We start from the raw sequence: 25,826 nt of genomic DNA, 5'->3' as shown, positions 1-25,826 counted from the left end.
GCTGACTGGCAGACCATTGCCACAGCAACAGTACAGGGGTGAGTGAGAAAGGGCTGCCAGCAAGACATGCTGGTCAAGCTTCCTTGCTCTCACGCTCGTTCCGCCAATGAGATGAAAAGGCGAAGCTGCTGATTTTGCTAAATTGACAAATTCATCCCTGGCACGCTAATGGTAGGTATGAATTTCGGCAGGTGGAATTATGCTGCCAGCATTGCGGCCAGGGTGGGGATGGAGAGATCTGGGAACAGTATCACCGCCACGAAAATGAATGTTCGAGCAAACCTCGGGGGGGCAGCTTGAATTGACGAGAGACCTTGCCGGCTCTATCCAGTGCCCCGGTCTCAGCATCAGGGCGGCCGACCTTCAAGAGTCAGCGGCCGAGCTCAGCGAAAGATTGAGAGTTTACTATTACAAACAGTCCAATCCTCTCCTGTGGTCTGTGTTCCTCGGGGGCACCGGTACAGGAAAATCTACTTTGTTCAACGCCCTGCTGGGCGAATTGCTGAGCGATACGGGAGTTGAGCGGCCAAAGACCAAAGGACCGGTGGTATGGGCCCCCCGGGGAGCTCGAATTGACAGAGATTTTCCATTTCCTGCTGTGCAGATAGACAGGGAACCCTATGAAAGTATAAAGCAAAGGCCTGTGTCAGGACGCCCAGGCCAGCTTGTTGTTGTGGAATACGAACAACAACCCCACTTACCCTTTCTCGTGGTGGACACTCCTGATCTGGACAGTGTGGAGGTGGAGAACCGCGCCTTTGCCAGCCAGCTTTATCTGTTGGCTGATGTAGTGCTCTTTGTGAGCAGTCAGGAAAAATATGCGGACGAAATACCCTATAAGTCGCTGTTGAAGACCATAGCCGACAACAAGCCCTGCTACGTGCTCGTCAATAAAGCAGATGGCCGGCTCGGCAGGAAAGAAGTACTGCAATTGCTGGCACGAAGCGGCGTGTCAATAGCCGGAGAAAGACTGTGGCTCATTCCCTATGTTCCCTCCCAGCCCTGGCAGAGTATCGCGGCCGAACCCGAGTTCCGGGCTTTTCGGCAGAGCCTGCTGGCTGATTTCAGCGGGGAGCGGTTAGCTGATTTCACCAGGAAGCAGAGCGCAGAGAGGCTGCAGGATCTGGTGAACCGTATACGAGCCTTGCTAGCACTCTTGGCGCAGGAAAACGACGCCTGCCAGAAATGGCTCAGCCGTCTGGACGCCTTGTATGAGCAGATTGCCCGCGATCTAGTTGCCAGGCAGAAAGAACACTTTAGCTCTATCAGTCGGGAATATCTGCAGAGAGAAATACGGCAGCTCTACACCAGGTATGATGTGCTCGCCAAGCCGCGCCGCTTCATCAGGGAACTATTGCTGACACCGTTGAGGCTGTTGGGATTTCGCCGGGAGAACGAGGCAAAAGTACATGACGAAGCTCTGCTCAGAATCAGGCGTAAACTGGACCAGGCAGTAGTGCACAGTGCAGTGGAGCAATTCAATCGTGCTGTACTCGAACAGCTGTCTCCCGGTGAAGCTACAGCACCGCTTTTCAGGGCACTGCGGGATCCTGCGGTGTTGCTCACGGACGAGGAAATCAAACAGCGTCTCACAGAGCAGCAAGATCAACTCATTCAGTGGCTCGAGGATCACTTCAAGAAGATTTCCCGGGGGATCTCGAAAGAAAAGGAGCTGGGTATCTATTCCACTTCTGTGCTCTGGGGGCTGCTGCTGCTCTCTTTCGAGGCGGCTGTTGGTGGCGGTCTTACCCTTGTGGATGCAGCCGTCGATACTGCAGTGGCTCCTTTCTTGACGAAAGGTGCAGTGGAGCTCTTTGCCTATCATGAGATCCAGCGAGTTGGCCGCAAACTGGCGAAACGGTACGAGCAGGGACTGTTGTCTGTACTGCAGCACCAGCGCGATCTTTACCGGCAGAGCTTGCAAAGACTGATGACTGCAAATGAGCTGACCTATAAACTAGAGGAGCTATGCCAGCAGTTCGAGGATTCCATAACTTGACGGTGCTGAGAAGCTCCGTAAAAAGAGAAAAACAGTGCTATGAAGCGAACGCTACCATTGCTGCGTGGTGAAATAGACAGGATCCGCTCCCTTCTGGAGCAGGATCTGTTGTTTTCTTTCTCTGCCACCGAACTGGAGCAGATCAGCGCCGCACTGGAAAAATGTGCCGGCAAACTGGATTCCATCGAGACAAGCTTTCTGATGATAGGTCTTCTCGGTGGTACGGGGGTGGGCAAATCCACACTGATGAACGCACTTGCCGGTGAGCAAATTGCCTCCACCAGCCATCGCCGCCCCCATACGGACAAAGTACTCCTTTATCGACACCGGAATGTTCAAGTTCCCACTGCCCTGCAACAGGCAAGTATTCCATGGCTGGAGATCAGTCATGATGCAGATGTCATCCAGCACGTTCTTCTCTGTGACCTTCCTGACTTTGACAGCCTTCTCGGGGAACATCGTGAACGGGTAGCTGGTTTTCTCGAGTACCTGGATGTGCTGGTCTGGGTGACCTCACCCGAAAAGTATGCCGACGGCAGGTTCTATGAGTTCTTGCAGACAGTTGCCAAAGCAGAGCAGAATTTTGTCTTTGTCCTGAACAAGATTGACATGCTGTTCGATGGTAAGAGCGAGCAGGAGGCTTATCAACAGCTGGATCTCGTAGGGCGAACCTTCCAGAGACACATACACGACCATGGCATTGGTGATCCTCTTCTCTACCTTGTTTCAGCTCTGCAAGCGTTTACCTCGGCTGAAGTGGCATCCTGGAATCAATTTCCGTCCTTCAGGAGGTATCTCTTCCAACAACGAGATTTCAAGCAGGTTTCCGCGATCAAAACGGCAAATCTAGATGTGGAAATTGACCACTTCCGCACAATACTCGAAAAAGAAATAAAGCAGCTGACACGGTTCTCCCAAATAGTGGCCGCAGCTTCGACCGATGTCGAAGAACAACGAGCGCAATGGATGCAGGCGGGAGCGCAAGCAATCGATCACTGGCTGAGCACGGGTAACAGCCCGAATGTTTTTATGCTCGCTGGCGAGCCCTCTGTGCTGGTGGGACCGGGATATGCCCTTGGCGTACTCCTCGAGAGCTGGCATAGAAGGTTTGCCGACAAGAGGGCTGCTGCCCCGGCTACCTTGCAGTTTAGACCTCCTGAGGAGGTCAGCACTGTCTTTAGAGACAGGCTGGTGTGGCTGGCGGCACGGATGGACCATAGCCTGTTGCGGCACAGTATGCCCGAATCCCTGCGCCACAGAGTACAGCAGATTCTGGAGCCAGACAGGGTGGCCAGGAATCTGGAAAATCGTTTTGCCAGGGCCGCGGCAGCAGCGGCAACCGAGGCTTGGCAGCCGACCTACAGAGGTTTCAAGGCGATACAGTTTATAGGCTATGGTTTTCTTTTGGCGGCATTTCTTTTTGCCATTGGTCCTGAAGCTTCCTGGCAGCAGGTGCTGGAGGCACCCGGGCTCAAAAGTTTTATGCAGCTGGTGCTGTCTACGGTTCACGTTCTTTTCAGCAGCAAGGGTCTGGCAGCTCTAGGAAGTTACCTGCTGCTCAATCTTATTGTTGCTTATCGCTTCTACAGGCGATACAGGAATCTGCTGCATAAGCAGGCTCAGAAGAGGATGGCTGCCCTGAGAGAAGTACTGCTGCAAATATGGCAAGAGCAAGTGAATGACCTGGCAGAAGAGCTGGCCAGGCTCAATTCAGAGGTAGAGGCAGAGATTGCCCTTATTGCTGGCGCGGAAAGCAGCCAGCAAGGGGCTTCTAGACCTGCTTGAAGCTGGCTCGATGGTGGCACTATATATTTTGACAAGAGTATGAGCAGCGAGTAGGATTCATTCGTGGAGTTGGCCTGGCCGCAGGATTGATCTGAGCCACTCTGTTCTATTCGAGAGCAGCTGAGGACTTCTCCTGGGTGCACTCTGATGCAGGTTCGGCAGAAGGAGCATTTGCCCCGATGATCACTGATCTTATTTTTCATTTTCGCTGGCAGGATGTGATTGATATCCTGGTGATCAGCTTTATCATACAACGGCTCTTCTTGCTGCTCAAAGGGACCACCGCCCTGCAAATCACGCTGGGACTGGTGTCTCTGTGGATTTTTCACGCCATTGCCCAGGCCATAGGTCTGGTGCTTACCAGCTGGTTTTTCCAGGGCCTCGGCACAGTTGCCGTTCTGGTGATAGTGGTTGTCTTTCGAAACGAAATCAGAGACATTTTGATCCAGACGAGTCCGGTTCGGTTTTTCCTCGGGCGGCCTCAAGAAACCAGAAGCATCGACGTGGCAAGCATCGCCGAGACTGCTTTTCGCCTGGCCGGCAGCAGAACAGGGGCGCTCATAGTTATTCAGAACAGAGACAGACTGGCAAGCCATTTGCGCGAGGGCATACATTTAGACGGCCGATACGATCCCCAGATTATCGAGTCCATTTTCAACAAGCACAGTCCTGTTCATGATGGCGCCATCGTTGTTCGGGGCAACAGGATTGTAAGAGTAGCTACTTATCTGCCTCTAACCCAGAGAGAGGGGTTACCCTCGCGCTTCGGCACCAGACACAGAGCTGCCATTGGCCTGAGTGAGCTTACCGACGCTGTGGTGCTGGTGGTGTCTGAAGAACGCGGCCAGGTCTCAGTGGTGCACCGGGGGAAGGTGGAGTTGACGAGAGACCCCCTGCAGTTAAAAGAGGAGCTCGATCAATTACTGCTCGGCATTATCAAGGAGGTGGTGCCCAGGAGCAGGACCAAAATATGGCTCACTCAGACTGCGGGTTTTGTCTTGACCTTTTTTCTGGTGTCAACCGTGTGGGGAATTTATTCTGGCAAGCAACTTTCTTCTCTTATTACTGTGACAACGCCGATAGATTTTCGCAATCTTCCTGAAAATTTAGAACTGAAAAAAGCTTCAACCGATAAAGTTGAAGTGCAGATCACTGGCAGGCGCCGATTGGTCAGCGCTCTGAAACCGAATCAGGTCAGTGCTTTTGTTGATCTCAGGAATATCAGCAATGGTGTTCACACGGTGGTGCTGGATTCAGACAACATTGAACTCCCTCTGGGGTTGAGGGTCGTCAGGGTCACACCATCTCGAGTCAAGTTAGAGTTGGAACGGCGCATTATCAAAGAGCTGGTTGTGGAGCCGCATCTGGTGGGCAAGGCGCCGCCAGGCTTCAAAATAGTCGAAATACGGCCAGAGCCAGACGTCGTCAAGCTGAGTGGGGGTGAGTCTGTGTTGCGTTATGCCAAGAGGGTCAGAACGGCGCCAGTAGATCTCGATGCCCTGGCTCCAGAGGCTGGCGAGAAAACATTCAAAGCTCCTCTGGTACTGACCCCGTCCTCACTGCATCTTGTTGAAGGCCAGCCCAAAGAAATTCAAGTGACTATCAAGTTGGCTGCCAAGGAACCTCCTGCTTCAGCAGCCGTTGCTCGCTCTGAGGCAAAAAGAACTAGATACTACCAGGTTCGCACGGGCGACACCCTTTGGGCCATAGGCCGCCGGTTTGGCCTCACTGTTGAACAGCTGCAAAAGCTCAACAAACTTGGCGCGGCTGCTGTCATCCATCCAGGTCAAAGGCTTATCATAGGCGGCGAGCCAGCTGCCGACTGAGGCACGCTGATTTCACTCCTGCCTGCCAGAGACAGCGCTTCACGATGCGCCAGCCCAAAAGATTTCTTCTGCTTGCCGTTCGCCTGACCATCCATCTCCTGGTAAGTCGGCAAAGGCCTCAACCTCTTACATCCTCGAGGCGGGTTGCGAAGCGAAGGGCAAGGCCATCTGGACCCGCAATGATAAAATCCCGCAAACCGTAAGCCCGGTCGCCAATGGGCCGCAGTATAGTGGCTCTTTTTTCCCTGGCGCGTCTCCAGTATTCATCAACGTCTGGCACCATTATCCGCATGTTGCCAATTGGCTGGGGAGGCGGAGGTGGAGCATCAGGGAGCTCCACCAGGAAAAGCCTGGACTCCTCCCACTTCAATTCCATGAAGGATCCCTCGTCCCGAACTGTCTCGAATCCATATCCCAGGTAGAATTCGCTTGATTCCCTGATGTCGACTACATAGAATACCACCACCAGTTGTTCACCCGGGTGAATGTAGCTCTCCATGATACTGACCTCCACATTTATGGGATTGCCAGGATGCTTTCAGAGGATATCGACTCTATGAAACTGCAGCTGCAGCGAGCAAGCCGCAGAAAATATCTGATGCTGACGATAACGTTGCTGTTTCTCGTTGTCTGCCATCCTATTCTAACATCTGCAGCCGCAGCTGAGGAGCCTTTGCAAGCGGTAAAAAGAGGCATCGAAGAAGGCATCCGAATTCTGCAAGATCCTCTCTATAAAAGTGGGCATCTCAGTGACGTACAACGCCAGAAGTTGTGGCATATTCTGCAGGACCATTTCGATTTTGGGGCATTTTCACGCCTGGTTCTTGCTGCTAACTGGAAGCAATTCAGTCTGCAGGAGCGGCAAGAATTCACTACGGTATTTGCCAAATTTATCGGTGACTTCTATCTGAGCAAGCTGCAGCAGAAGTATAGAGGCGAGCAAGTACGTTATCTTGGTGAAGAGCTCATTTCCAAAAAGACGGCAGTGGTACGTCTCACTGTCCTGTGGAAAGGAGTAAATGTTCCCATAGAGGTTCGCATGCTCAAGAAAGGCCACGCCTGGAAGGCATACGATGCCACTGCCCTGGGAGTAAGCGGGGCGCTCCTCTACCGGATGCAGTTCAAATACTACCTTCTTTCCCACACACCGGCCCAGGCTATAGCACTGCTCAAGAAAAAGAAGGAGACCCTGGAAAAGAAACTGTCGCAGGCGCCAGGGAGCCGGGCTGCCCGTCTGTCAGTAAAAAGTGGCTGGTAGAAGCGATTCAGCAGGAGCTGTGGGGCACGGCCAGGAGCAGTTCGGTGCCAGCCTCTGGTCTTGCCCTGATTTCCAGCCTGCCGTTTATTGCGCGGGCGCGTTCGCGCATAATGAAGAGGCCCAGCCCATGGCCATCCTGTGCTTCAGGGGAGACACCCTCGAGATCGAAACCTCTGCCGTCGTCTCTAATGCGAATCTTGATATGGTCCTCTTGCAGTTCCATCTGAAAGTGCACGCTGTGACAGTGGGCGTGTTTGAGGATGTTGGTAAACGCCTCCTGAATGATGCGGTAAATGTTGATGGCCACATTCTCTTCCAGGACAAGCTCCTCGACCTCGATCATTTCTACTATCTGCAGACGCGTTTGCTGGCGGAACCGGTCGAGGAAGCCTCGAACTGCTGTAACCAGACCCAGCTCCTGCACCTCTCGGGGAATCAAACCTGTAGCGATATTCCGGAGCATGTCTCCGGTTTCACTGATGATCCTTCTCATATAGTTGATTAGGCCTTGAAACCGTTCGCGGTCGTATTCCGTGATCAGTTCCTCCAGAGCCGTTAAATTGAAGTCCAGAACTGAAATGTTTTGGCCAACTGAATCGTGCAGCGTTTTGGCAATGTTGCTGCGCTCCTTTTCCTGAAGGTTGAGCAACCTGGCGCGCAGATTCTCGAGGAGCGCTGTAGTGCGGCGGCGTTCGCTCACATCTCTCAGTATGGCCACGGTGAGTGCTGTGCCCGAAGGCAGCTGGATAAGAGTGGGCACATTTTCCACCGTACGGATCTCACCATCGGGACGGATAAGCTCGAATTCATACCGCCGGGGAGCTGGTTTGCCCTGCTTTCTCTGCAGCCAGTAACTTCGCATCTGCTGATAAGTGTTCTCGTCGAGAAAGACAGAATAATGGGTGCCGACAAGGTCCTTGCGGTGCATTCCAGTAAGGCGGCACATAGCGTCGTTGACCATTACACAATATCCTTCATTGTCAATGAGGCAGATGGCATCTTCAGACTTTTCGAAGATGGAACGGAAACGTTCTTCGCTTAATCTGAGGGCTTCCTCTGCCTCTTTGCGCTCAGTAATGTCTCTGAAGATGCCTTCGATTGCCACAGGCTCACGCTTTTCATTGAGTACCAGCAGAGAATTTGTTTCCCCAATCAGTGGAGTGCCGTCCTTTTTTTTGAGTGTCACTTCATAGTTTTGCAAGCTGCCCTGCTTTAGTAGAGATACGATGAACTTTCTTCTGTCTTCTGGATTGTAATATAAATGGTCGACAACATTCTTGCCGATTACCTCCTCCACCGTATCGTATCCCAGCATTCTTACCCCCGAGGGACTTACCATAAGGAGGTTGCCGGCCATGTCGGTCCGGTAGTAGGCATCAGAGATGATTTCGAAAATCCCCCTGAATTTCCGTTCACTTTGTCGCAGGGCCTGGTCGGCTTTCTTCTGTTTTTCTATTTGCCGCAGAAGTTGTCTATTGAGCCTCTGTAATTCATGGGTTCGCTGCTCTACCTCTGCCTCCAACTGTTCGTGCTCCTTTTCCAGAGCCTGTTCAGCATTCTTACGCTCAGTGATGTCGCGCATGATTGCCATGGCGGCTGGCCTGCCGTGATATTCTATCAGACAGGATTTGACTTCCATGGTAATCCGCCGGCCGCTGCGGGTTACTATGGTTGCTTCATACTGCTCAGGTACAGCTTCTCCTTTCAGCCTTCGCGAGTAGTATTGCCGTATGCGCTCCCTGTCCTCAGGGGCAACAACCTCCAGAAAGCTCCTGCCAGAGGTTTCAGCCACGCTGTAGCCCAGGAGTTGTTCGTAGGTTGTATTCCGGTAGACTGTCTCACCTCCCTGAACCACCACGATGGCATCACTGGCGAATTCAGCTAGAGTGCGGTAGTTTTTTTCGGCTGCCCGCAACTCTTTCTCTCTTTGCTTGAGTTCAGTGATGTCTATATTGATGCCGACAATCCCGCGGATGCGATTGTCCAGACGGACAGGTGAAATGATGTTGTAGAAGTGCATTTCTTGTCCTGCCACCTCGTAGGAGACTTCACCCATTACCGTCTCTCCTGCAAAAGCCCTGCGGTTGTTGTCCTCCCACAGCGCTATGTAGCGGCGATCGAAGTCCAGCTCCGCTGGAGTCTTGCCGATTACATCTCCCCAGTGCTCGGCGCAGGCGGAGTTCTGCATGACGTAGCGTCCATTATCGTCGATCATGAAAAAATCAAAAGGCAGAGTCTCGACTAGCGTACGCAATCTGGCCTCGGTCAAGCGCTGAGCCTCATCTTTTTCCTTTGGCTTCCCTGCTGCCTCCTGCAGTTCTGCAATGGTGCGCTGCATTGATTCGAGCTTTTCAACAAGTTGCTCTCGTGAATAGTTTTCCCAGTTCATGTGTTCCTCGTATGGTTGAAAAGCAAAACAGTTGTAGCTGCCATATCTTCGCCAGTTACAATGCTACCCCAATCAGCCGTAAGATGGCAATGCAGTTCGTCGGCAATATATTGATCACTGTTCAGCTTCTGGGCCAGGGATTGCTGCTGGGGCTCGATGGTGGAGGATTGAAACCGGACCGCGGCCATGACGGCCCAGGCAGATGCGAGGGAAATCCGCGCTGCTCACAGAGTCGACTTGGTCGAAGACTGAATTGCTGAAGTGTCCCAAAACAGAAACAGTGCAGAGGCCAGACAGCTGCAGGTTGTAATCTTGGCCGTTATTGCTATAATCGATGCCACTTGTTGGTTTACAGTGTTTTCCCCCGGTTTCTGCTTGCTGGTGGTCCCTGTCAGGGGTGAGTTTGAGGCAAATCATTTCGGCTCCTCCTGCTCCAGGGGCAGATGGCTATCTAAATCACCAGGCTTGGGATGTTGCTTACTGCCGTTGTCTGGGCAAATTAGGCATACAGGGTAAAGGAGATCTGAAGTGAAGCGAAGTTGTCTTTTGTTGATTCTTGTGTGGACGCTTACAGGGAGCAGTTTGTATGCGAAATCAGAAGAAGTAATTGCTACTAATAATGAATATGGTGGCATAACAAAAAGGATTGAATTTTCTTCTGAAGACCAGGAATACAAGAAAGGTATACAAGAAATAATATACTCCTATAATAACAAGGGAGTAAAAGTGAAAACTGAAGTAGTAGCCAGACCAGAACAGGCTAATAAGGAAGGCTGGCAAAGAACTGTCTCCTATTCCTGGGGAAAAGAAAAAATTGGAGAAATCTACTCAACTGATACTCACTCTAGAGTCTATGGATTTTACAGAATGGTAAACTTCTATCACAAGGATAACCAGTTATACAAGAGAGAATACTATATAAACAAGAACAGTCTCATTGGTCGCCTTGGTGTTTATAAAAGAGTTGTTTACTATGACAAAAATGGCAACAAGATCAAACAGGAGGATCTTGACAATGCAGGCAACAGAGTCACTATTGACCTTGAAAGATACCGGGCCTTGAAAAAGAAGATGGCCGAAGATGCTGGCAATTGACACAAGGCGTTTTGCGGCTGGACGTGCTCGAGCTGGCAAGATAATTGTCCTCCAGGCAACCCCAGGGACTCATCAGATGGCAGCCGGGCGAGGTTGGCTGGTTCTCTTGGTCTGCTTCCAGACAGCACTGCTTTTGGACTCAGAGCCAGGGTCTGCGGCCTGGAGAGAAAGACTGACGTGGGTGTGAACGCTACTGGCCTTTCATGAAATATGCTGATTACGAACGAGGGGTGCAATGGATACCAGGCAGGCAGCCTTGCAAGCAAAAGGGGCGGCAATTCAGTTGGCGGCAGTTGGTGGCGAGTTAAAAAAGCGGGCTCTTGCTGCGATTGCCACAACACTTGAAAAGAGAACAAATGACATTGTCTCTGCAAATCGCCAGGACTTGGAGAGATCCAGAAAAGAGAATCTTGCCGCACCTCTATTGAAGCGACTGAAATTTGACGAGGCGAAGATCAAGGAGGCTTGCCAGGGGCTGCAAAGTTTGCAGGCACTGGCGAATCCTGTGGGTGTGACTTTGAGTGCCATGGAGCTGGATGAGGGCCTGGAACTCTATAAAGTGAGCTGTCCTATCGGTGTGATCGGGGTAATCTTTGAATCGAGGCCTGATGCTTTGGTGCAAATATCTTCACTGTGCCTCATGAGCGGCAATGCTGTGCTTTTGAAGGGTGGCAGTGAGGCTGCAGAGACGAACCGCATACTGGCTGAGATTATTTACCAGACGAGTGTCAAGGCAGGGATCCCCGCAGGTTGGCTGGCTCTGCTCGAAACGCGGGCAGATGTGGCGGAAATGCTGCGACTCGACGAGTACATTGATCTGATTGTCCCCCGGGGAAGCAATGCCTTTGTGCAACACATAATGGCCAATACCAATATTCCAGTCCTGGGACATGCTGAGGGCATCTGTCACGTGTATGTGGACAGGACAGCCGATCTGCAAATGGCCGAGAGAATCGTGCTGGACAGCAAGTGCCAGTATGTGGCTGTGTGCAATGCAGCTGAGACACTGCTGGTACACCGGGATGCAGCAAAGGCGCTGCTGCCGCAGCTGCAAAAGAGTCTGGAGCAAAAAGGGGTAGAAATCCGGGGCTGCGAGGAGACAGGTAAGATTATCGAGGTGGTCCGGGCGACAGAGGAAGATTGGCGAACAGAGTACCTGGACCTGATCCTGGCAGTCAAAATAGTAGACAGTTTGCAGGAGGCAATCGAACACATCAACAAGTATGGCTCAGGACATACAGATGTGATTGTAACTGGGGACAGAAGCAGAGGCCTCGAGTTTATGAACCTGGTAGATTCTGCTGATGTTTTTCTGAACTGCAGCAGCAGATTCAGCGACGGTTATCGCTACGGCCTGGGCGCAGAGGTGGGCATCAGTACCAACAAGATACACGCCAGGGGTCCTGTGGGCATGGAGGGGTTGTTGATCTACAAGTGGCTGCTTTTTGGCAATGGCCATATAGTTGCTGACTACACCGGGGAAAAAGCAAAATCATTCATTCATAGAAAACTTCAAAAAAAGTTCAACCAGGTAGTGTAGCTTGATTTTGCTGAAAGTGGATTTTGGCGCTTGCCCTGGGTGACGGAGATGCGCAGAGCCAACAATATTGCTGACAAACAAATTGTGACGCCTCTATACTACGACTACTATGAATCGCCCATCGGTCTCCTCGAGGTGGGCGGCACTGCTGAGGCCATAACCTCCCTGAGCTTTGTCCAGAGTCCGCGGCCAGCATATGACTCTCATCCAGCCGTACGCGAGGCTGTCCGCCAGCTGGACGAGTATTTCTACCATCGACGCCAGGATTTCCACCTGAAGATCCACATGGACGGAACCGGGTTTCAGAAAAAGGTCTGGCGGCAATTGCTCGAGGTTCCTTATGGACGGCTGGCCTCCTACCGCGATATTGCCGTGGCCATAGGCAGACCCCGGGCCGTGAGGGCCGTGGGTGCAGCCAATGGCAAGAACCCGATTGCTCTGGTGGTGCCCTGTCATCGTATCATCGGCAGCAACGGCAAATTGATTGGCTATGGCAGCGGCTTGTGGAGGAAAGAGTGGCTGCTCAGGCATGAAGGATCTATTTGAATGATCAACAGCAAATTGGGCTATTGTCAGTGCGGCTACGAGGTGTGGATCGAGTATCTGTGGACCGGCAAGGAGTGGATGCAGCGCTTCTTTGATCTGAATCTCCAGGAGATCAGCCTGTGTCCTGATTGCGGCAGAGAAATAAAGGAAGAAGATTTACAAGCCTAAAAAAAATCAAACCTCCCCTTTATGGAAAGGGGAGGTTTGCCAGGCTGGATATTGAAGGACCCGCTTCCAACTCTTTTCGCCAGATGCGGCGTCCTTCTCTTGTTTCGGCTAACTTACTGACCGGTTCTTTCCAACACCCTGATTTCTACCCTGCGATTGGCTGCTCTGCCTTCGCGGGTCAGATTGCTGATTCTTGGCCTGCTCTCACCCCAGCCTATGACTGTCATCCGGTCTGCAGGCACACCTTTCTTGAGCAGATAGGCCTGGACAGCCTGGGCCCGGCGCTCAGAAAGCTTCTGGTTGTACTCTGCTGGGCCAGTAGAATCCGTGTGGCCTTCTATAACGATGCTGAGATTCGGATTGCTGGCCAGCTTGTCAACCACCAGATCCAAAGCAGGTATGTAGTCTGCGTTGATTTCGGCGCTGTCAAAGTCAAAGTAAGGTGCATGAATAGTGATGATCTCCAGAGTTCCCGGGGGCTTCGCCGGCGGCGGCAGTATAGCCACTAGGGCTTCATCCGGAATCTCCTCATAAAATGTCTGACTGAGAAAGTTCTGCAGCGCCGTGGGGTCTGACAGCAGATCAGATCCCTCAGCGTAGACGCAGTTGCCCATGCCGCTTATGGTTTTCAAAACCTCTCTGCCTTTGTCCTCATCAGCGAGTGAGACCACGTGTATACAGAGGTTGGGGTATTTGGCGTACAGGGCTTTTGCTGCCTCCACAGGGTCGCCGCCCTCCGTGGCCCGGCCGTCTGAGACCAGAACTACCATCCTGCTCCCTGTAAAGAGTTGCAGCACATTGTCGGTGTCAGAGATGGCGGGGCCAAGGGCGGTAAGATTCCGATAAACCTTTCCTTCCGTAGGCAAGGCCTGAAAGTGCGGTCTGAAAAAGGCCCGACTGTACGTTTCAGGACCGATCAATCTTCTTGTCGGGGTTTCCTTGGCAAGCGCGGCCTTTGTCCTGTTGCCCTTGTCATAGTTCATGAACATGGAGCCGGATTGATCTACCAGAATAACGAAGTTGGTTACCCTCGGGATGATCTTGGCGCTCGCTGGAATGGTCAAACACAACGATAATCCCATGACCAGACCTAGCAGCATCAGTGTTCTCATGATACTCTTCATTTGCTTACTCCTTTTCGTTTCAGTTGTTGATGTATCAGCTATAAAGAATCGCCCTCTTTATTTTCAAATTAGAGCGACAGTACCCTCGCAGCAGTTGAGTATAGAAGCAACTGTTATTTATTTCTTCCGGATTGAAATGCCTTAAGGTTCCGTTCCTGAGAGTGTGGATTGTAGGCTTATAGAGATAGAACTGATATAACTCCATTACACCTTGTTATCAACCTGGTGCACAAAGTTAAGTTGCGTAAAGAGACTTGTCAAGGGCAGGTGCTTATTTCTGGGTTTCCAGAGCAACCTCCAGGGCCTCGGGCATAGCCCGGACAAAATGGAAGCGTATACTGTGGCGGATTTCTTCAGGGACATCAACGAGATCAGCGCGGCTTGCTGCCAGCACCTTTTCTTTGATGCCGCCTACCGGCAGAACATCGCCTCGCAGGGTAATCTCTCCAGTCATGGCGACCTCTCTGCGGCTCTGCCGGCCGGTCATGAGCGAGGTCAATGCTACCAGCATGGCAATGCCGGCAGATGGGCCATCTTTAGGGATGGCACCAGCTGGCACGTGCACATGGATATCTGTTTTGTCGAAGGAGTTGTCGCCAAGCCCTAGTTCGGTTGCGTGAGCACGAACGTAGGTCAGGGCTGCAGTAGCGGACTCTTTCATCACATCTCCCAACTGGCCGGTGAGGGTAAGGTTGCCTTTCCCTGGCATCCGAGCAGCTTCAATGAAGATGATCTCACCGCCTGTGGGCGTCCAGGCCAGACCCGTGGCAAGGCCGGGGCCCCAGGTCCTGGCAGTAAGTTCCGGGATATACTTGGCAGGACCCAGATAGTCGGCCAGATTGTCACTGGTAATGGTAGTGGCTTCCTCTCTGCCTGAGGCCACTGCTGAGGCCACACTGCGACACAGCGCTGCCAATTGTCTTTCCAGATTGCGCACTCCGGCCTCCCGAGTGTAGGAGCGGATGATGGTGACAATGGCCTCATCCTCCACTGTGAGGAGATCCGCGCTGAGGCCGTGCTCCTGGAGCTGAGTGGGCAACAGGTGTCTCTTGGCAATGAGCAGTTTTTCCTGGTCTGTGTAGCCGGGCAGCTCCATTACTTCCATGCGGTCCCGCAGCGCCGCTGGAATTGTTTCCAGGATGTTTGCCGTGGTAATAAACATGACCCTGGAAAGGTCAAAGGGAACTTCCAGGTAGTGGTCCGAAAATGTCGAGTTTTGCTCTGGGTCCAGCACCTCGAGCAGGGCAGAAGAAGGGTCGCCGCGAAAATCGGTGCCAACCTTGTCTATTTCATCGAGCATGAACACAGGATTGTTGGTGCCAGCTTTGCGAAGCCCCTGAATGATGCGCCCCGGGAGGGCGCCAACATAAGTGCGGCGATGGCCTCTAATTTCAGCCTCGTCGCGGACGCCTCCCAGGGAGATGCGCACGAATTTTCTTCCGAGTGTTCTGGCAATTGACTGGCCCAGGGAGGTTTTGCCCACTCCGGGAGGGCCCACAAAGCAAATGATAGGGCCCTTGAGATCTTTCTTCAGCTTGCGTACAGCCAGATATTCCAGTATGCGTTTCTTCACCTTTTCCAGGTCGTAATGATCCTGGTCTAATGTCTGGCGAGCAGCGGCCATATCGAGGTTGTCTTCGGTGGCTGTTTCCCAGGGAAGGTCGAGCAGCCAGTCCAGATAGGTGCGTGACACCGTGTATTCAGCGGCGGCAGGAGGCATGCGACTCAGACGGTCGAGTTCTTTTTCTGCAGCTTTGCGCGCCTCTGCCGGCATAGGAGTATCTGCCAGACGTTTCCTGAGTTCCTCCACCTCCATGGTCCGTTCATCACTCTCTCCCAGTTCCTTCTGAATGGCCTTGAGTTGTTCCCGCAGCAGGAAGTCTCTCTGGCTCTTGTCCATGCCTTCTTTGACCTTTTTCTGAATTTCCTGGCTGAGCTCGAGGGTTTCCAGCTTTTTGTTGAGGGAGACGGTCAACTGTTCGAGAACACTGTTGAGATCTTCACTTTCGAGAACTTCCTGGGCCTGCGCCGGGGGCAGGTCCAGGTTGGAGGCCACCAGATAGATCAGAGGGTAGGGTCCGGGCACATTCATAGCCAGCACACCCAGTTCGTCAGGCAGACTGCTCAGCGCTACCATCTTTTGAAAGAGGTTGCGGATGTTTACCACCATGGCCTCTATCTGTTGGTCAACCTCGATATGTTCGTCAATAACCTGTATGCGGCTCACCAGATATGGCTCTTCTTGAACTGCCTCCAGCAAGCGGATTTTCTTGAAGCTTCTCACCAGCAGGTGGTAAGCGCCGTCAGGTGTTCTCATCATTTTCAGGATAAAAACAGCCACCCCAACCTGATAGAGGTCAGCCATCCTGGGATGGCTGACCTTGTCATTTTTTTGTGCTACAGCCGCCAGCATCTGGTCCTTTACCAGGGCGTCGTCTACCAGCTTCTTGTGCTCGGGGGTTGTCACCATCAGAGGTACGGTGAGCTCCGGGTAGAGCACACCTTGCCGCAGAGGCAGCACTGGCAACTGCTCGGGCACCTGCTGACTTTGTTGGACAGTGGTTACTGGTGCTGCGTCATCAGCCATCAGAGACTCCTTGAAAAGTATTCTGGCTCGAACTGAAGATTACTCCTCCACAGTGACGCTAATGGTGGCGGTGACCTTGCTCTGTTTGGGCAGACGCACCGTCAGAAAGCCGTCGCGATAAGTGGAGCTTGCCCGGTTCGAGTCGACCGCCTCCGGCAGACGGATAGTTTGACTAAAGGGACCGAAGTCTATTTCCATCTGGTGAACCTTAATAATCCCTTGGCTCAAGGGTCGACATCTGTTGCCTGAGATTCGCAGGGTATCCCGATCAACAACTACTTCCAGCTCCTCTGGCTTCATGCCAGCCAGGGCAACGAGGACAACGTAATCACCATCGGTCTCGTACAGATCCATCTGAGGGCGCCAGCCGCTGTCACTGAGAAGCGTTGCCGCAGTCTGCCGTCTCAGAGCACCAAAGGTCTGCTCCATGCGTCGGCGCATGCGCTCAAATTCCTTGTCGATTTCATCGTCGAACCACTTCATGGATTCCTCCGGGAGTTAGAGAGGCTATTATGCCTAATAAATTAGTAACGCTTCGCCATTTTTGCAAGGGAGTGGGGGTTGTCAGTTATTGGTTGTCAGTTGTCGGTTATCGGGAAATATCGTGGCATTATGGCGGTAGCCGCAGGCTTCAGACTGCGCTGTCCTTGGCTTCGCCTTTGGCTACGCCCTGACAAGTCCGGCTTCGCCAGTGGCTTGCGTCTTCGTCAGGACTCCCGGCTTCGTCAAGACTTTGCCGAGAGCAGTCGCTGGCACAAGCCGGCGGGCAAGCGGCAGCTGGGAGTATTTCTTGGACATTATAAATCAAGAAAACAACAGTTTGCCTATCCTGGATTCCAGTCGGCGGAGAAGTCGTTCATAAGCAGCTTCCATTATGGTCTGCAGGTTCAGTACATCCGCCCGGTTGTAAAGGAGCAAGCGTTCCAGGGCTTCTGAACTGCCTCGCAGGTACTCCTGCCAGAGCAGAACCGCCTCATAGCCTCCCATTTGCCTGATGTCAGCGTGGCGGTGGATGCCGAAAAGAGGCTCTATTTTTTTGAGGCCTCCCTGGATGCCCAGATGATGCAGCACAAAGCGGAGATCAATATGGGCATGCTGGAAGCGGAAGTTGGGAAATGAAGCAGTGATAAAGGGAAGGTCGAAGCGGCTGCCGTTGAAGGTGACCAGCAGATCGTAATGATAGATGACCTCCTCGAATTCCTCCAGGTTGCGGCCGTTGACAAACTGGTACAGGTGCAGCCCGTCAAAGATGCCAATCACGCTTATTTCATAAGCAAAGCTGCTGAGGCCCGTAGTCTCGATGTCAAGGAAAGCACAGCTGTGCCGAAACGAACCATACAGCCGCCATCTTTCACTGCTGGGCAGGTGACTGTGGAAATAGGTGGGTTGCTGCCGATGGCGCCAGGATTCTTCGAGTGCTCGCTGCATGGCTTCTCTTCTTTTGACGCATTTGGGCCAATGGCCAAGGTGGTGGTTGAGATCTTCCCAGGTGAGTATGCCCTGACGCCAGAGCTGCACCTCTGTGCGCGGGCCAATGAAGGGCAGATGGATAAAGGTGTGCTCGAGCATGACAGTTGTGACATTCAGGAGGGCGTGGAGCCAGCAGGACACACACCGCAGGCCGTGCAGCTTTCGGGAACGCAGGCTGGCGTAGTTTTTTCGGCCAGGGCCCTCTGATACTCCCGCCAAAGGAATCCTTTGTCTATGGAATGATCCATGAAATCCCAGGGCAAGAGTTCATCCCTTTGCCGTTGACGGTAGACATAGAATTCCGGGTTGACATTGACGCTCTTGACCGCCTGAGGCCAGTTGCCCTGATTTTTTACCAGTTGTTCCAATAATGAGGCCAGTCGCCTGTCGCCACGGGAGAGCAGGGCCTGGTTGTAAGCCCATCTTGGTACGTCGGCATGGACACGGACGTTGGCCACCGGCGCCAGTTCGCGCTTTATCTTGCGGATTCGCTTTTTCAGTACTGCGAGGTCGCAGAAGCCTGTCCATTGAAAAGGAGTAAACGGCTTTGGCACGAATGAGTTGAGACTGACAGTGATAGTGCCAAGGCGGCCTCGACCACGGCCCACAACGAGCAGAGTGTGCTTCAACCGCTTGACCAGCTGGACCATTGCTTTGACGTCCTCTTCTGTTTCGGTGGGCAGTCCCACCATAAAATAAAGGCGAAGATGGACGAAGCCACTTTCGAATATAGCGGCAGCAGCATCCAGAATTTGTGCCTCGGAGAGCTTCTTGTTGATCACCCGCCGCAGCCGTTCGCTTCCAGCTTCAGGTGCGATGGCCAGGGAGCGCAGGCCGCTGGCAGCCAGGGTCTCGAGCAGCTGCGGCGTCAGAGAGTCGGCTCGGAGGGAAGAAATGGTCAGGTTACAGCCCTGGTTTCGCAGCTCGAGGCAAAGGGAGTCTATCTCAGGGTGGTCAGAAACTGCGGCGCTTACCAGACCCACTTTGTCTACCGGCAGCCCTGCTTCTGCCACTGTACGAAGCACCAGGTGGCTGCTGTGAAAGTGAACTGGTCTGTAAACGAAGCCGGCTGCACAGAAGCGGCAGCCGCGGCCGCATCCTCGACCAAGCTCCACCAGGGTGGCTGAAGCAAATTCAGTGTCCGGTGTGACAATAGTGGTCACTGCCGGCTGTTGGCGGGAAGTCTTGCTCCTGGCGATCTTGATTCTGGCGGGTGCTGGAGGCAGTGGCTCCCACGCTGCCAGGCGCCCGTCCGCATAATGTTGTGTCCGGTAGAGAGATGGTACGTATGCCCCGGGCACTGTGCAGGCCAACTGCTCCAGCAGAGTGGATTTCGACATTTTTTGCTGTTGCCCCTGCTGCCATGAGTGGATAAAGCGGCTCAGCAGGTCCTCAGCCTCGCCGAGCAGGAAGAGATCAACGAACGGTGCTATGGGTTCTGGATTGATAAAGGTGGCGACGCCACCCGCCACCACCAGGGGCTCGTGCTGGTGGCGGCGGGAGCTGTAGAGGGTTAGACAACCAAGTCTCAGGAGGTGAACAAGGTTGGGATAATCATTTTCAAAAGATACAGAGAAGGCTGCAATGGCAAAATCCTTCAGGGGCCTCTGGCTTTCCAGAGAAAGCAATGGCTGTTTCGAGCTAAATGCAGCAATATCTTCGCGCTCTGGCAGAAAGAAGCGTTCACAAACCACCTCTTCCAGCTTGTTGAACTCTTTGTACACGGTCTGGAAGCCGAGGTTGGACATGCCCAGGTAATATCGGTTGGGATATAGCAGTGCCACTGTCACCCTTCCTTGCCAGTCTTTTCTGACCGTGCCCAGCTCTCGGGCAAGCTGTTGCTGCAGCCGTTGACGATACTTCCTAGACATTGAACACCCCGGTGTCTTGCTGCGACACCATCAAAAGAGATGGTGCGCTGCAGCCTAACGCCCGCCTGGGGAACATGACTTTGTGGAGAGCACAAAGAAAACACTTTTGCCTCATTATGCCATAGATAGCCGTCTATGTCTGCCGCCTGCATATGCCTGTCCCTTAAGTCGGCTGAAGCAGAAGCTCCGCCGTTGCAGGCCGGGCATTGCAGATTATCAGTCGGCCTGGCGTCTGAGAAATGTGGGAATATCCAACTCGTCCTCGTCAAAGGCCAGATCCCTGATGCTGCAGGTTGCACCTTCACTGCTCGACTCAGCAAGTTTCTTACTCTGACGAAGGAAAGTGGGAATCTCCAGGTCGTCCGCCTGGCGGCTGCCTTGAATAACTCCCAGATCTGGTTTCGGTCTGGCATCCACTTCGCCGATGCCCGTGGCAATTACCGTGACGCGCAGCTCGTCACCCACGTTCGAATCCAGCACGGTTCCCCAGATGATGTTGGCGTCCTCGTGGGCTTGCTGTTGAATGAGAGAGGAGGCTTCTTGGACCTCCTCGATGGTGAGATCAGGTCCACTGGTGATGTTCATGAGCAGGCCCCGGGCGCCGCTGATAGAGATATCTTCCAGAAGCGGACTGGAGATGGCCTGTTCGGCAGCCTCTGTGGCGCGGTTGTCACCGCTGGCTATGCCGGTTCCCATCAAGGCCATGCCCATCTCGCTCATAATGGTCTTCACATCCGCGAAATCGAGATTAACCAGACCAGGGATCATGATGAGGTCGGAGATGCCCTTGACGGCGTAGAGCAACACTTCGTCTGCTCTCTTCAACATTTCCAGAAAGGTCGCCCTTTTGGGTGCCAGACTGATAAGGCGGTCGTTGGGGATGGTGATGATGGTGTCCACCGCCTTCTTGAGTTCCTGGATGCCGCGTTCCGCCTGCTTCATTCTTTGACGGCCTTCGAAGTTGAAAGGCTTGGTCACGACAGCCACAGTGAGGGCGCCCAGTTCTTTGGCAATTTCTGCCACCACGGGGCTGGCGCCAGTGCCCGTGCCACCGCCAAAGCCGGCGGTGATGAACACCATGTCACTGCCCTCGAGGACCTCTTTAATTTTTTCCGAATCCTCCAGAGCGGCGTTGCGGCCCACTTCCGGATTGGCGCCCGCCCCCAGTCCCTTGGTGATGGTGGCTCCTATCTGGATCTTTACTGGAGCTAGAGAGGTCTCCAGGGACTGGGAGTCAGTGTTGACGACAATAAAGTCCACGCCAACAAGATTGGCTTCGATCATGTTGTTGATGGCATTGCCCCCGCCGCCTCCAATGCCGATCACTTTGATCTTTGCTGCGTTTTCGCACTCTGCAAACTCAAAAATCATGATTCACCTCCTGCCTCCCTTTGCGTTCATATTGCCCGTCATTCGTGGCCCGAGCCCGAAGCCACCAAATCGAGGACTCACTATTCACCTGTGCCACATTCATTTGCACTGCTGAGCAATCTTGCGCTAGGTGCCGCCCTCCAGATATTGCAAAATATTTATCGACTGCCTGCCCTCCAGGAGGCCAGATTAGGATGGGAGGCCGGGAATTACCCCCCATCCTCTGGCCTCGCTTCGGGCCGCATGACCGCCTGTGGGTTAAGGGTTAAGATTGGGGTTGCTACACTATGTCGCCAAACCATCGTCGCATCCTGTCTATAAGTCGGTTGAATATGTTGTTTTGCCGGATGCGAAAGAGCTTCTTGGGTTTCCTGTTGAGGGCATAGAGCACGAGACCCACGCCCGTGGCGTACATGGGATTTTTAACCACATCCACCAACCCTCCAATATTGGATGGTATACCGGTACGCACCGGCAGACCGAATACCTGTTCCGCCAGTTCGGCAAGCCCGGGCAGGGAAGCTGAGCCGCCGGTAATTACCAGACCGGAGGCCACCAGATCAGCGTAGCCGGAGCGGATGATCTCGCGATGCAGCAGGGAGCAGATTTCTTCTACCCGAGGTTCGAGAATTTCCCCCAGCAACTGACGGCTGAGTACTCTCGGTTTGCCTCCACCCACGCTGGGCACCTGGATGGTTTCGTCCTTTTGAATCGAGGCAGTCAGAGCGCAGCCATAGCGCTGTTTGATCTTTTCAGCTTCTTCCACCGGAGTCCTCAGACCCACGGCAATGTCGTTGGTAAGATTGTTGCCGCCCAGGGCCAAAACCGAAGTGTGGCGAATGCTCTTTTCAGAAAAGATGGCCAGATCAGAAGTGCCACCGCCAAAGTCTACCAGGGCCACTCCGAGCTCCCTTTCTTCAGGTGACAGGACTGCCTCAGCTGAGGCCAGGGACTCGAGGACGATATCGCAGACATCCAGGCCAGCGCGGTTGCAGCACTTGACAATGTTTTGCGCCGAGGTCACTGCACCGGTGACTATGTGGACCTTGGCCTCCAGACGCACACCAGACATGCCAAGCGGATTATGAATGCCACCCTGATCGTCAATGATATATTCCTGCGGCAGGATGTGAATTACCTCTCTGTCAAAAGGAATGGAAACTGCCTTGGCTGCATCAATCACCCTGTCGATGTCCTGCTGAGTCACTTCACGATTTTTTACAGCTATGACACCGTGGCTGTTGAGACTCTGGATGTGACCCCCAGCAATACCAGCATAGACAGCATTGATCTCGCAACCTGCCATGAGTTCCGCTTCTTCCACTGCACGCTTGATGGAATCAACCGTGCTCTCAATGTCAACCACAACCCCTTTGCGCAGACCTTCGGAAGGATGAGTGCCTATGCCAACAATATCCAATCCCTCCTGGCTTGCTTCCCCCACAACAGCGCAGATCTTGGTGGTACCGATATCGAGCCCCACGAGTAATTCTTCCTTTTTCTTGGCCATGCTCACACACCCTTTCGCTCATGCTGAAGTTTTTGGGCTGAAGAAAAATCGCCCCTGAGAAAAACTCGATCCCGATAGGCAAGATCAATAGCCCGCAGGCGACAGGGAATATGCTGCTCTTCCAGGTACTGCAACACTCTTTGCAGACGAACCATCTTGCGGGCGTAATCGTCCTTGCCCAGGTTTATGGCAATGCCATCCTTTAAGGTGAAGAGCTTGAGCCCACCACTGCTGGTGACCACAATCTCAGAAATCAATCTCCAGGGCAGCCCTGACTGACACTGAGCATGGAGTTCTTTGATCATGGCGAGCACTCGAGGCGGCACCCTACGCCTTCGGGAAATGAGGGCAGTATCAATTCCAGAAATAATGGGCAAGCCAGGGTATTTGGCTACCTCAACCTTGGCAAAACAGTAACCGCTGCTGTCTATGAGATAGAAGTCGCCAGTTCGCACAATGGCGAAAGGCCGGCGCTCAGCAATAACAATGCGAACTCTGTCGGGAATCTCTCGAATTACAGAGACATCCGCCACCCAGGGGTGGGAAGCTACTCGTTGTCGTACATCATCCAGGTCCAATGCTAGAATATTCACCCCTGGGGGAATTTTTGCCTGTTCGATGATGGCCGCCGACTCCACCCGCTGACAACCCTCTACCTGAATCGCGGTTACCCTGAGCCAGGGACAGCGGAGCAGCATATGGTAGCCGGCAACACAAAAAATACTCAGCCCGTAGAGTGACAAACTAATCAAGATGCCATAGAGAAATGGTCTCAGCAGAGATCTCCACCGGGGCTGTCTACCACGGAGTTTCTTTTTTTTGTTCACTGCAGCCATGGGGTCACCCGTTCCAGAATCTACCCATCACTTGCTTACTCTGCGCTGTCTTCTAAAAGTGATTGCCGAGAAGCTCCACCTCTAACTCCAGATGGATGCCGGTTTCCTTTTCTACCTTTTCGCGAGCCAGTCGGATGAGTGCCATAACCTCGCCAGCTGTGGCTCCCCCTCGATTCACTATGAAATTGGCGTGACGAGGTGATATTTGTGCTCCACCCACTGCAACGCCCTTGAGACCAACAGCTTCTATGAGTCTGCCGGCATAATCTCCTGGAGGGTTCTTGAAAATCGACCCGGCAGAGGGAAGCTGCCAGGGCTGGCTAGCCTGGCGTTTTTTGAGAAGCTGCCGGAGCCGGCTGCGGATAGCTTGTCCAGGCAGCCGCACCAGGGAAAACACCCCTTCCAGAATCAGGGCACCCGGAGGCAACTGGAGGTGACGATATGAAAATTGCAACTCGGAGCTTGCCAGTTGAGCCACAGAGCCGTCTTTGCAGAGAATGAGGAGAGAATGGCAGACTTCAGCAAGGCATTGCCCATGGCTGCCCGCATTCATTTTCACTGCCCCACCAACGGTTCCGGGAATACCAACAAGGAATTCCAGGCCTCCCAGCCCGTGCCGCAGACAGCAGCGGAGCAGACGACTCAAACGGACGCCTGCCTGGGCCCGTACAAGACAGGACTCTTCCTGCACGACAACGTTGTGCAGACCAGCCTCCATGAGTATGGCTGCCGCCTGAATGGGCGCCTCGCTGGCCAGGATATTGGAGCCTCTGCCCAGAGCAAAATAGGGGAAATCGTAAGAGTTCAATACAGCGACAGCACGGCGCAAACTGTCGATATCGAAGGGCCGCAGCAGACAGGACACAGGTCCGCCAATCTTGAAAGAGGTGTAGCCAGCCAGAGGCACATCCCAGTCGAGGCGAAGATGCTCGAGGCTCTGAAGTTTTCTTTTGAGGGATGGGTTCATGGGTCCTGCTGCTTTCCTTCTTCAGCAAAGATTCAGGGGGAGCCCCTTTTACCGTTGCGCCCGCTCCTCCAAGCGTCTTGCCAGTTCATCTGCAGTTTGCCAGATATTGCCAGCTCCCAGGGTCAAGACCACATCACCGGCTGCCAATTCGTCCAGCAACAATGGCACGATTTCTTTGATGTCAGGCACAAAGATGGTGTTGCCATGGCCATGCTGCTGAATAGCGGTTGCAAGTTTTGCCGCCTCTACACCCGGAATTGGCTGCTCACTAGCCGGATAGATATCCGTGACCAGCAGGACATCCGATTGATAGAAGGCGGTGGTAAATTCTTGAAAAAGAGCCTGGGTGCGGCTGTACCTGTGTGGCTGAAAGACGGCAATGCGTCTGCGACCAGGATAACACTGTGCCACTGTTTGCAGTACTGCCTGAATCTCAGTGGGATGGTGGCCATAGTCATCGATTATGGTAACGCCGCCCACTTCGGCCTTGATCTGAAAACGGCGCTGCACCCCGGTCATTTCCTGCAGACCTTTACGGACGTCATCGAAGCCTATGCCCAATTCATGCCCCACAGCCACTGCTGCCAGGGAGTTGAGCACATTGTGACGACCAGGGATTGCCAGTTTTACTGTGCCCATCTCCTCGCCATGGAGGAAGGCGCGATAAGAGGTGCTCAGACCTTCGAAAATAACATGCCGCGCCTGAAAGTCTGCCTGAGGTGAGAAGCCATAGGTGATGATCCGTTTCTTGACAAGCGGCAGCAAGCTCTGAATATTGGGATCTTCGAGACAGAGGATGGCCGCGCCATAAAAGGGCACTTTGTTGATAAATTCCAGAAAAGTTTCCCTGATCTGCTGTAGATCTGTAAAAAAGTCCAGATGTTCTCGGTCGATATTGGTCACTACTGATATGGTTGGGGAGTAGAGCAGAAAAGTGCCATCGCTTTCATCTGCTTCGGCTACCACAAAATCTCCCTGTCCCAGTTTGGCATTGGTGCCCCAGGAGTTGAGGCGGCCGCCAATGACCACAGTAGGATCAAGGCCGCCCCGAGCCATTACGGTGCCGATCATGGAAGTGGTAGTGGTCTTGCCATGAGCGCCTGCAATGAGGACGGCGTACTTGAGACGCATGAGTTCGGCCAGCATCTCCGCTCGCTTTATTACTGGCAGATGGTAGTGTTCGCGGGCGGCCACCAGTTCCGGGTTGTCAGGGGCTATGGCAGATGAGACCACCACCACCTCGGCACCGCTAACGTTTTCTGGTTCGTGGCCATAGTAGACTGTGGCACCCAGGGATTGCAGCCGTTGAGTAATGTCGCTTTCCTTCAGATCGGAGCCGGTCACCTTATGGCCGAGATTGAGCAGCAGTTCGGCAATGCCGCTCATGCCGATGCCGCCGATGCCAATGAAGTGGATATGATAGGACTGCCTGTACATGGGTCCCCGCTGGTATTGTTTACAATTCCATACAAAGGAAGCAGTCT

Annotated in this window: 20 protein-coding genes; 8 read left to right on the top strand and 12 right to left on the bottom strand. The window is 53.3% G+C overall.

The genetic code is table 11. The features are described from left to right. Positions 1-268 precede the first annotated feature (268 nt). The 3 genes from JRI89_10385 (at position 269) to JRI89_10375 (ending at position 5,610) form a co-directional block, all read left to right on the top strand. Positions 269-1,999, top strand: a complete 1,731-nt coding sequence (locus JRI89_10385; GenBank protein MBW2071649.1) for a GTPase domain-containing protein — start codon at positions 269-271, stop codon at positions 1,997-1,999. Between the two features lie 39 nt (positions 2,000-2,038). Beyond that, positions 2,039-3,784: a 50S ribosome-binding GTPase gene (locus tag JRI89_10380; GenBank protein MBW2071648.1), complete on the top strand. Its 1,746-nt coding sequence runs from the start codon at positions 2,039-2,041 to the stop codon at positions 3,782-3,784. A 179-nt stretch (positions 3,785-3,963) separates the two neighbouring features. Further along, complete coding sequence (locus JRI89_10375) at positions 3,964-5,610, top strand: DNA integrity scanning protein DisA nucleotide-binding domain protein (GenBank protein MBW2071647.1); 1,647 nt, start codon at positions 3,964-3,966, stop codon at positions 5,608-5,610. Between the two features lie 118 nt (positions 5,611-5,728). Here JRI89_10375 and JRI89_10370 read toward each other — a convergent pair whose 3' ends face one another. Further along, positions 5,729-6,109 (bottom strand): VOC family protein, encoded by a 381-nt coding sequence (locus JRI89_10370; protein MBW2071646.1) that lies wholly within the window; start codon positions 6,107-6,109, stop codon positions 5,729-5,731. Between the two features lie 57 nt (positions 6,110-6,166). Here JRI89_10370 and JRI89_10365 point away from each other — a divergent pair, with 57 nt between their 5' ends. After that, complete coding sequence (locus tag JRI89_10365; protein MBW2071645.1) at positions 6,167-6,868, top strand: ABC transporter substrate-binding protein; 702 nt, start codon at positions 6,167-6,169, stop codon at positions 6,866-6,868. Positions 6,869-6,875: 7 nt separating this feature from the next. Here the strand turns inward: JRI89_10365 and JRI89_10360 are convergent, their stop codons facing one another. Beyond that, positions 6,876-9,257, bottom strand: a complete 2,382-nt coding sequence (locus JRI89_10360) for a PAS domain S-box protein (GenBank protein ID MBW2071644.1) — start codon at positions 9,255-9,257, stop codon at positions 6,876-6,878. A gap of 528 nt (positions 9,258-9,785) precedes the next feature. Here JRI89_10360 and JRI89_10355 point away from each other — a divergent pair. From JRI89_10355 to JRI89_10340, 4 genes are all read left to right on the top strand, one after another. Beyond that, a complete protein-coding gene (locus tag JRI89_10355) occupies positions 9,786-10,352 on the top strand; it encodes a hypothetical protein (GenBank protein MBW2071643.1) in 567 nt (188 codons plus the stop codon). A gap of 235 nt (positions 10,353-10,587) precedes the next feature. Further along, positions 10,588-11,892 (top strand): glutamate-5-semialdehyde dehydrogenase, encoded by a 1,305-nt coding sequence (locus JRI89_10350; GenBank protein MBW2071642.1) that lies wholly within the window; start codon positions 10,588-10,590, stop codon positions 11,890-11,892. Positions 11,893-11,940: 48 nt separating this feature from the next. Then, positions 11,941-12,438 carry a methylated-DNA--[protein]-cysteine S-methyltransferase gene (locus JRI89_10345; protein ID MBW2071641.1) on the top strand — a complete coding sequence of 166 codons (498 nt, stop codon included), beginning with the start codon at positions 11,941-11,943 and terminating at the stop codon, positions 12,436-12,438. Beyond that, positions 12,439-12,606 carry a hypothetical protein gene (locus tag JRI89_10340; protein MBW2071640.1) on the top strand — a complete coding sequence of 56 codons (168 nt, stop codon included), beginning with the start codon at positions 12,439-12,441 and terminating at the stop codon, positions 12,604-12,606. A 113-nt stretch (positions 12,607-12,719) separates the two neighbouring features. Here JRI89_10340 and JRI89_10335 read toward each other — a convergent pair whose 3' ends face one another. From JRI89_10335 to JRI89_10290, 10 genes are all read right to left on the bottom strand, one after another. Then, complete coding sequence (locus tag JRI89_10335) at positions 12,720-13,730, bottom strand: OmpA family protein (protein ID MBW2071639.1); 1,011 nt, start codon at positions 13,728-13,730, stop codon at positions 12,720-12,722. A gap of 271 nt (positions 13,731-14,001) precedes the next feature. Next, positions 14,002-16,317 (bottom strand): endopeptidase La, encoded by a 2,316-nt coding sequence (gene lon, locus JRI89_10330; GenBank protein ID MBW2071638.1) that lies wholly within the window; start codon positions 16,315-16,317, stop codon positions 14,002-14,004. 39 nt (positions 16,318-16,356) lie between these two features. After that, a complete protein-coding gene (locus JRI89_10325) occupies positions 16,357-16,800 on the bottom strand; it encodes an Hsp20/alpha crystallin family protein (protein ID MBW2071637.1) in 444 nt (147 codons plus the stop codon). Between the two features lie 321 nt (positions 16,801-17,121). Next, positions 17,122-17,886: a ribonuclease H-like domain-containing protein gene (locus JRI89_10320; protein ID MBW2071636.1), complete on the bottom strand. Its 765-nt coding sequence runs from the start codon at positions 17,884-17,886 to the stop codon at positions 17,122-17,124. Between the two features lie 14 nt (positions 17,887-17,900). Further along, a complete protein-coding gene (locus JRI89_10315; protein ID MBW2071635.1) occupies positions 17,901-19,658 on the bottom strand; it encodes a radical SAM protein in 1,758 nt (585 codons plus the stop codon). A 216-nt stretch (positions 19,659-19,874) separates the two neighbouring features. Continuing rightward, positions 19,875-21,029 (bottom strand): cell division protein FtsZ, encoded by a 1,155-nt coding sequence (gene ftsZ / locus JRI89_10310; protein ID MBW2071634.1) that lies wholly within the window; start codon positions 21,027-21,029, stop codon positions 19,875-19,877. Positions 21,030-21,309: 280 nt separating this feature from the next. Beyond that, entirely contained in the window at positions 21,310-22,539 is a 1,230-nt protein-coding gene (ftsA, locus tag JRI89_10305; GenBank protein MBW2071633.1) for a cell division protein FtsA, read from the bottom strand. Positions 22,540-22,541: 2 nt separating this feature from the next. After that, a complete protein-coding gene (locus tag JRI89_10300; GenBank protein ID MBW2071632.1) occupies positions 22,542-23,375 on the bottom strand; it encodes an FtsQ-type POTRA domain-containing protein in 834 nt (277 codons plus the stop codon). 52 nt (positions 23,376-23,427) lie between these two features. Beyond that, the gene (gene murB, locus JRI89_10295; GenBank protein ID MBW2071631.1) at positions 23,428-24,342 is read right to left on the bottom strand and encodes a UDP-N-acetylmuramate dehydrogenase; all 915 of its coding nucleotides are present in this window, start codon (positions 24,340-24,342) and stop codon (positions 23,428-23,430) included. Between the two features lie 48 nt (positions 24,343-24,390). Next, complete coding sequence (locus JRI89_10290; protein MBW2071630.1) at positions 24,391-25,779, bottom strand: UDP-N-acetylmuramate--L-alanine ligase; 1,389 nt, start codon at positions 25,777-25,779, stop codon at positions 24,391-24,393. Positions 25,780-25,826 lie beyond the last annotated feature (47 nt).

Source organism: Deltaproteobacteria bacterium (assembly GCA_019309045.1).
In the GTDB taxonomy this organism is placed as follows: Bacteria; Desulfobacterota; Syntrophobacteria; order BM002; family BM002; genus JAFDGZ01.
This window is presented reverse-complemented; position numbering and strand designations above follow the sequence as displayed.

Bases quoted from the DNA above. Each gene is read 5' to 3' on its own strand.
- JRI89_10335 (MBW2071639.1), bottom strand. From the start codon at position 13,730: ATGAAGAGTATCATGAGAACACTGATGCTGCTAGGTCTGGTCATGGGA.
- JRI89_10290 (MBW2071630.1), bottom strand. From the start codon at position 25,779: ATGTACAGGCAGTCCTATCATATCCACTTCATTGGCATCGGCGGCATC.
- murB (MBW2071631.1), bottom strand. From the start codon at position 24,342: ATGAACCCATCCCTCAAAAGAAAACTTCAGAGCCTCGAGCATCTTCGC.
- JRI89_10300 (MBW2071632.1), bottom strand. From the start codon at position 23,375: ATGGCTGCAGTGAACAAAAAAAAGAAACTCCGTGGTAGACAGCCCCGG.
- JRI89_10385 (MBW2071649.1), top strand. From the start codon at position 269: ATGTTCGAGCAAACCTCGGGGGGGCAGCTTGAATTGACGAGAGACCTT.
- JRI89_10345 (MBW2071641.1), top strand. From the start codon at position 11,941: ATGCGCAGAGCCAACAATATTGCTGACAAACAAATTGTGACGCCTCTA.
- lon (MBW2071638.1), bottom strand. From the start codon at position 16,317: ATGGCTGATGACGCAGCACCAGTAACCACTGTCCAACAAAGTCAGCAG.
- ftsA (MBW2071633.1), bottom strand. From the start codon at position 22,539: ATGGCCAAGAAAAAGGAAGAATTACTCGTGGGGCTCGATATCGGTACC.
- JRI89_10315 (MBW2071635.1), bottom strand. From the start codon at position 19,658: ATGTCTAGGAAGTATCGTCAACGGCTGCAGCAACAGCTTGCCCGAGAG.
- JRI89_10320 (MBW2071636.1), bottom strand. From the start codon at position 17,886: ATGCTCGAGCACACCTTTATCCATCTGCCCTTCATTGGCCCGCGCACA.
- JRI89_10340 (MBW2071640.1), top strand. From the start codon at position 12,439: ATGATCAACAGCAAATTGGGCTATTGTCAGTGCGGCTACGAGGTGTGG.
- JRI89_10365 (MBW2071645.1), top strand. From the start codon at position 6,167: ATGAAACTGCAGCTGCAGCGAGCAAGCCGCAGAAAATATCTGATGCTG.
- JRI89_10360 (MBW2071644.1), bottom strand. From the start codon at position 9,257: ATGAACTGGGAAAACTATTCACGAGAGCAACTTGTTGAAAAGCTCGAA.
- JRI89_10370 (MBW2071646.1), bottom strand. From the start codon at position 6,109: ATGGAGAGCTACATTCACCCGGGTGAACAACTGGTGGTGGTATTCTAT.
- JRI89_10380 (MBW2071648.1), top strand. From the start codon at position 2,039: ATGAAGCGAACGCTACCATTGCTGCGTGGTGAAATAGACAGGATCCGC.
- JRI89_10325 (MBW2071637.1), bottom strand. From the start codon at position 16,800: ATGAAGTGGTTCGACGATGAAATCGACAAGGAATTTGAGCGCATGCGC.
- JRI89_10375 (MBW2071647.1), top strand. From the start codon at position 3,964: ATGATCACTGATCTTATTTTTCATTTTCGCTGGCAGGATGTGATTGAT.
- ftsZ (MBW2071634.1), bottom strand. From the start codon at position 21,029: ATGATTTTTGAGTTTGCAGAGTGCGAAAACGCAGCAAAGATCAAAGTG.
- JRI89_10350 (MBW2071642.1), top strand. From the start codon at position 10,588: ATGGATACCAGGCAGGCAGCCTTGCAAGCAAAAGGGGCGGCAATTCAG.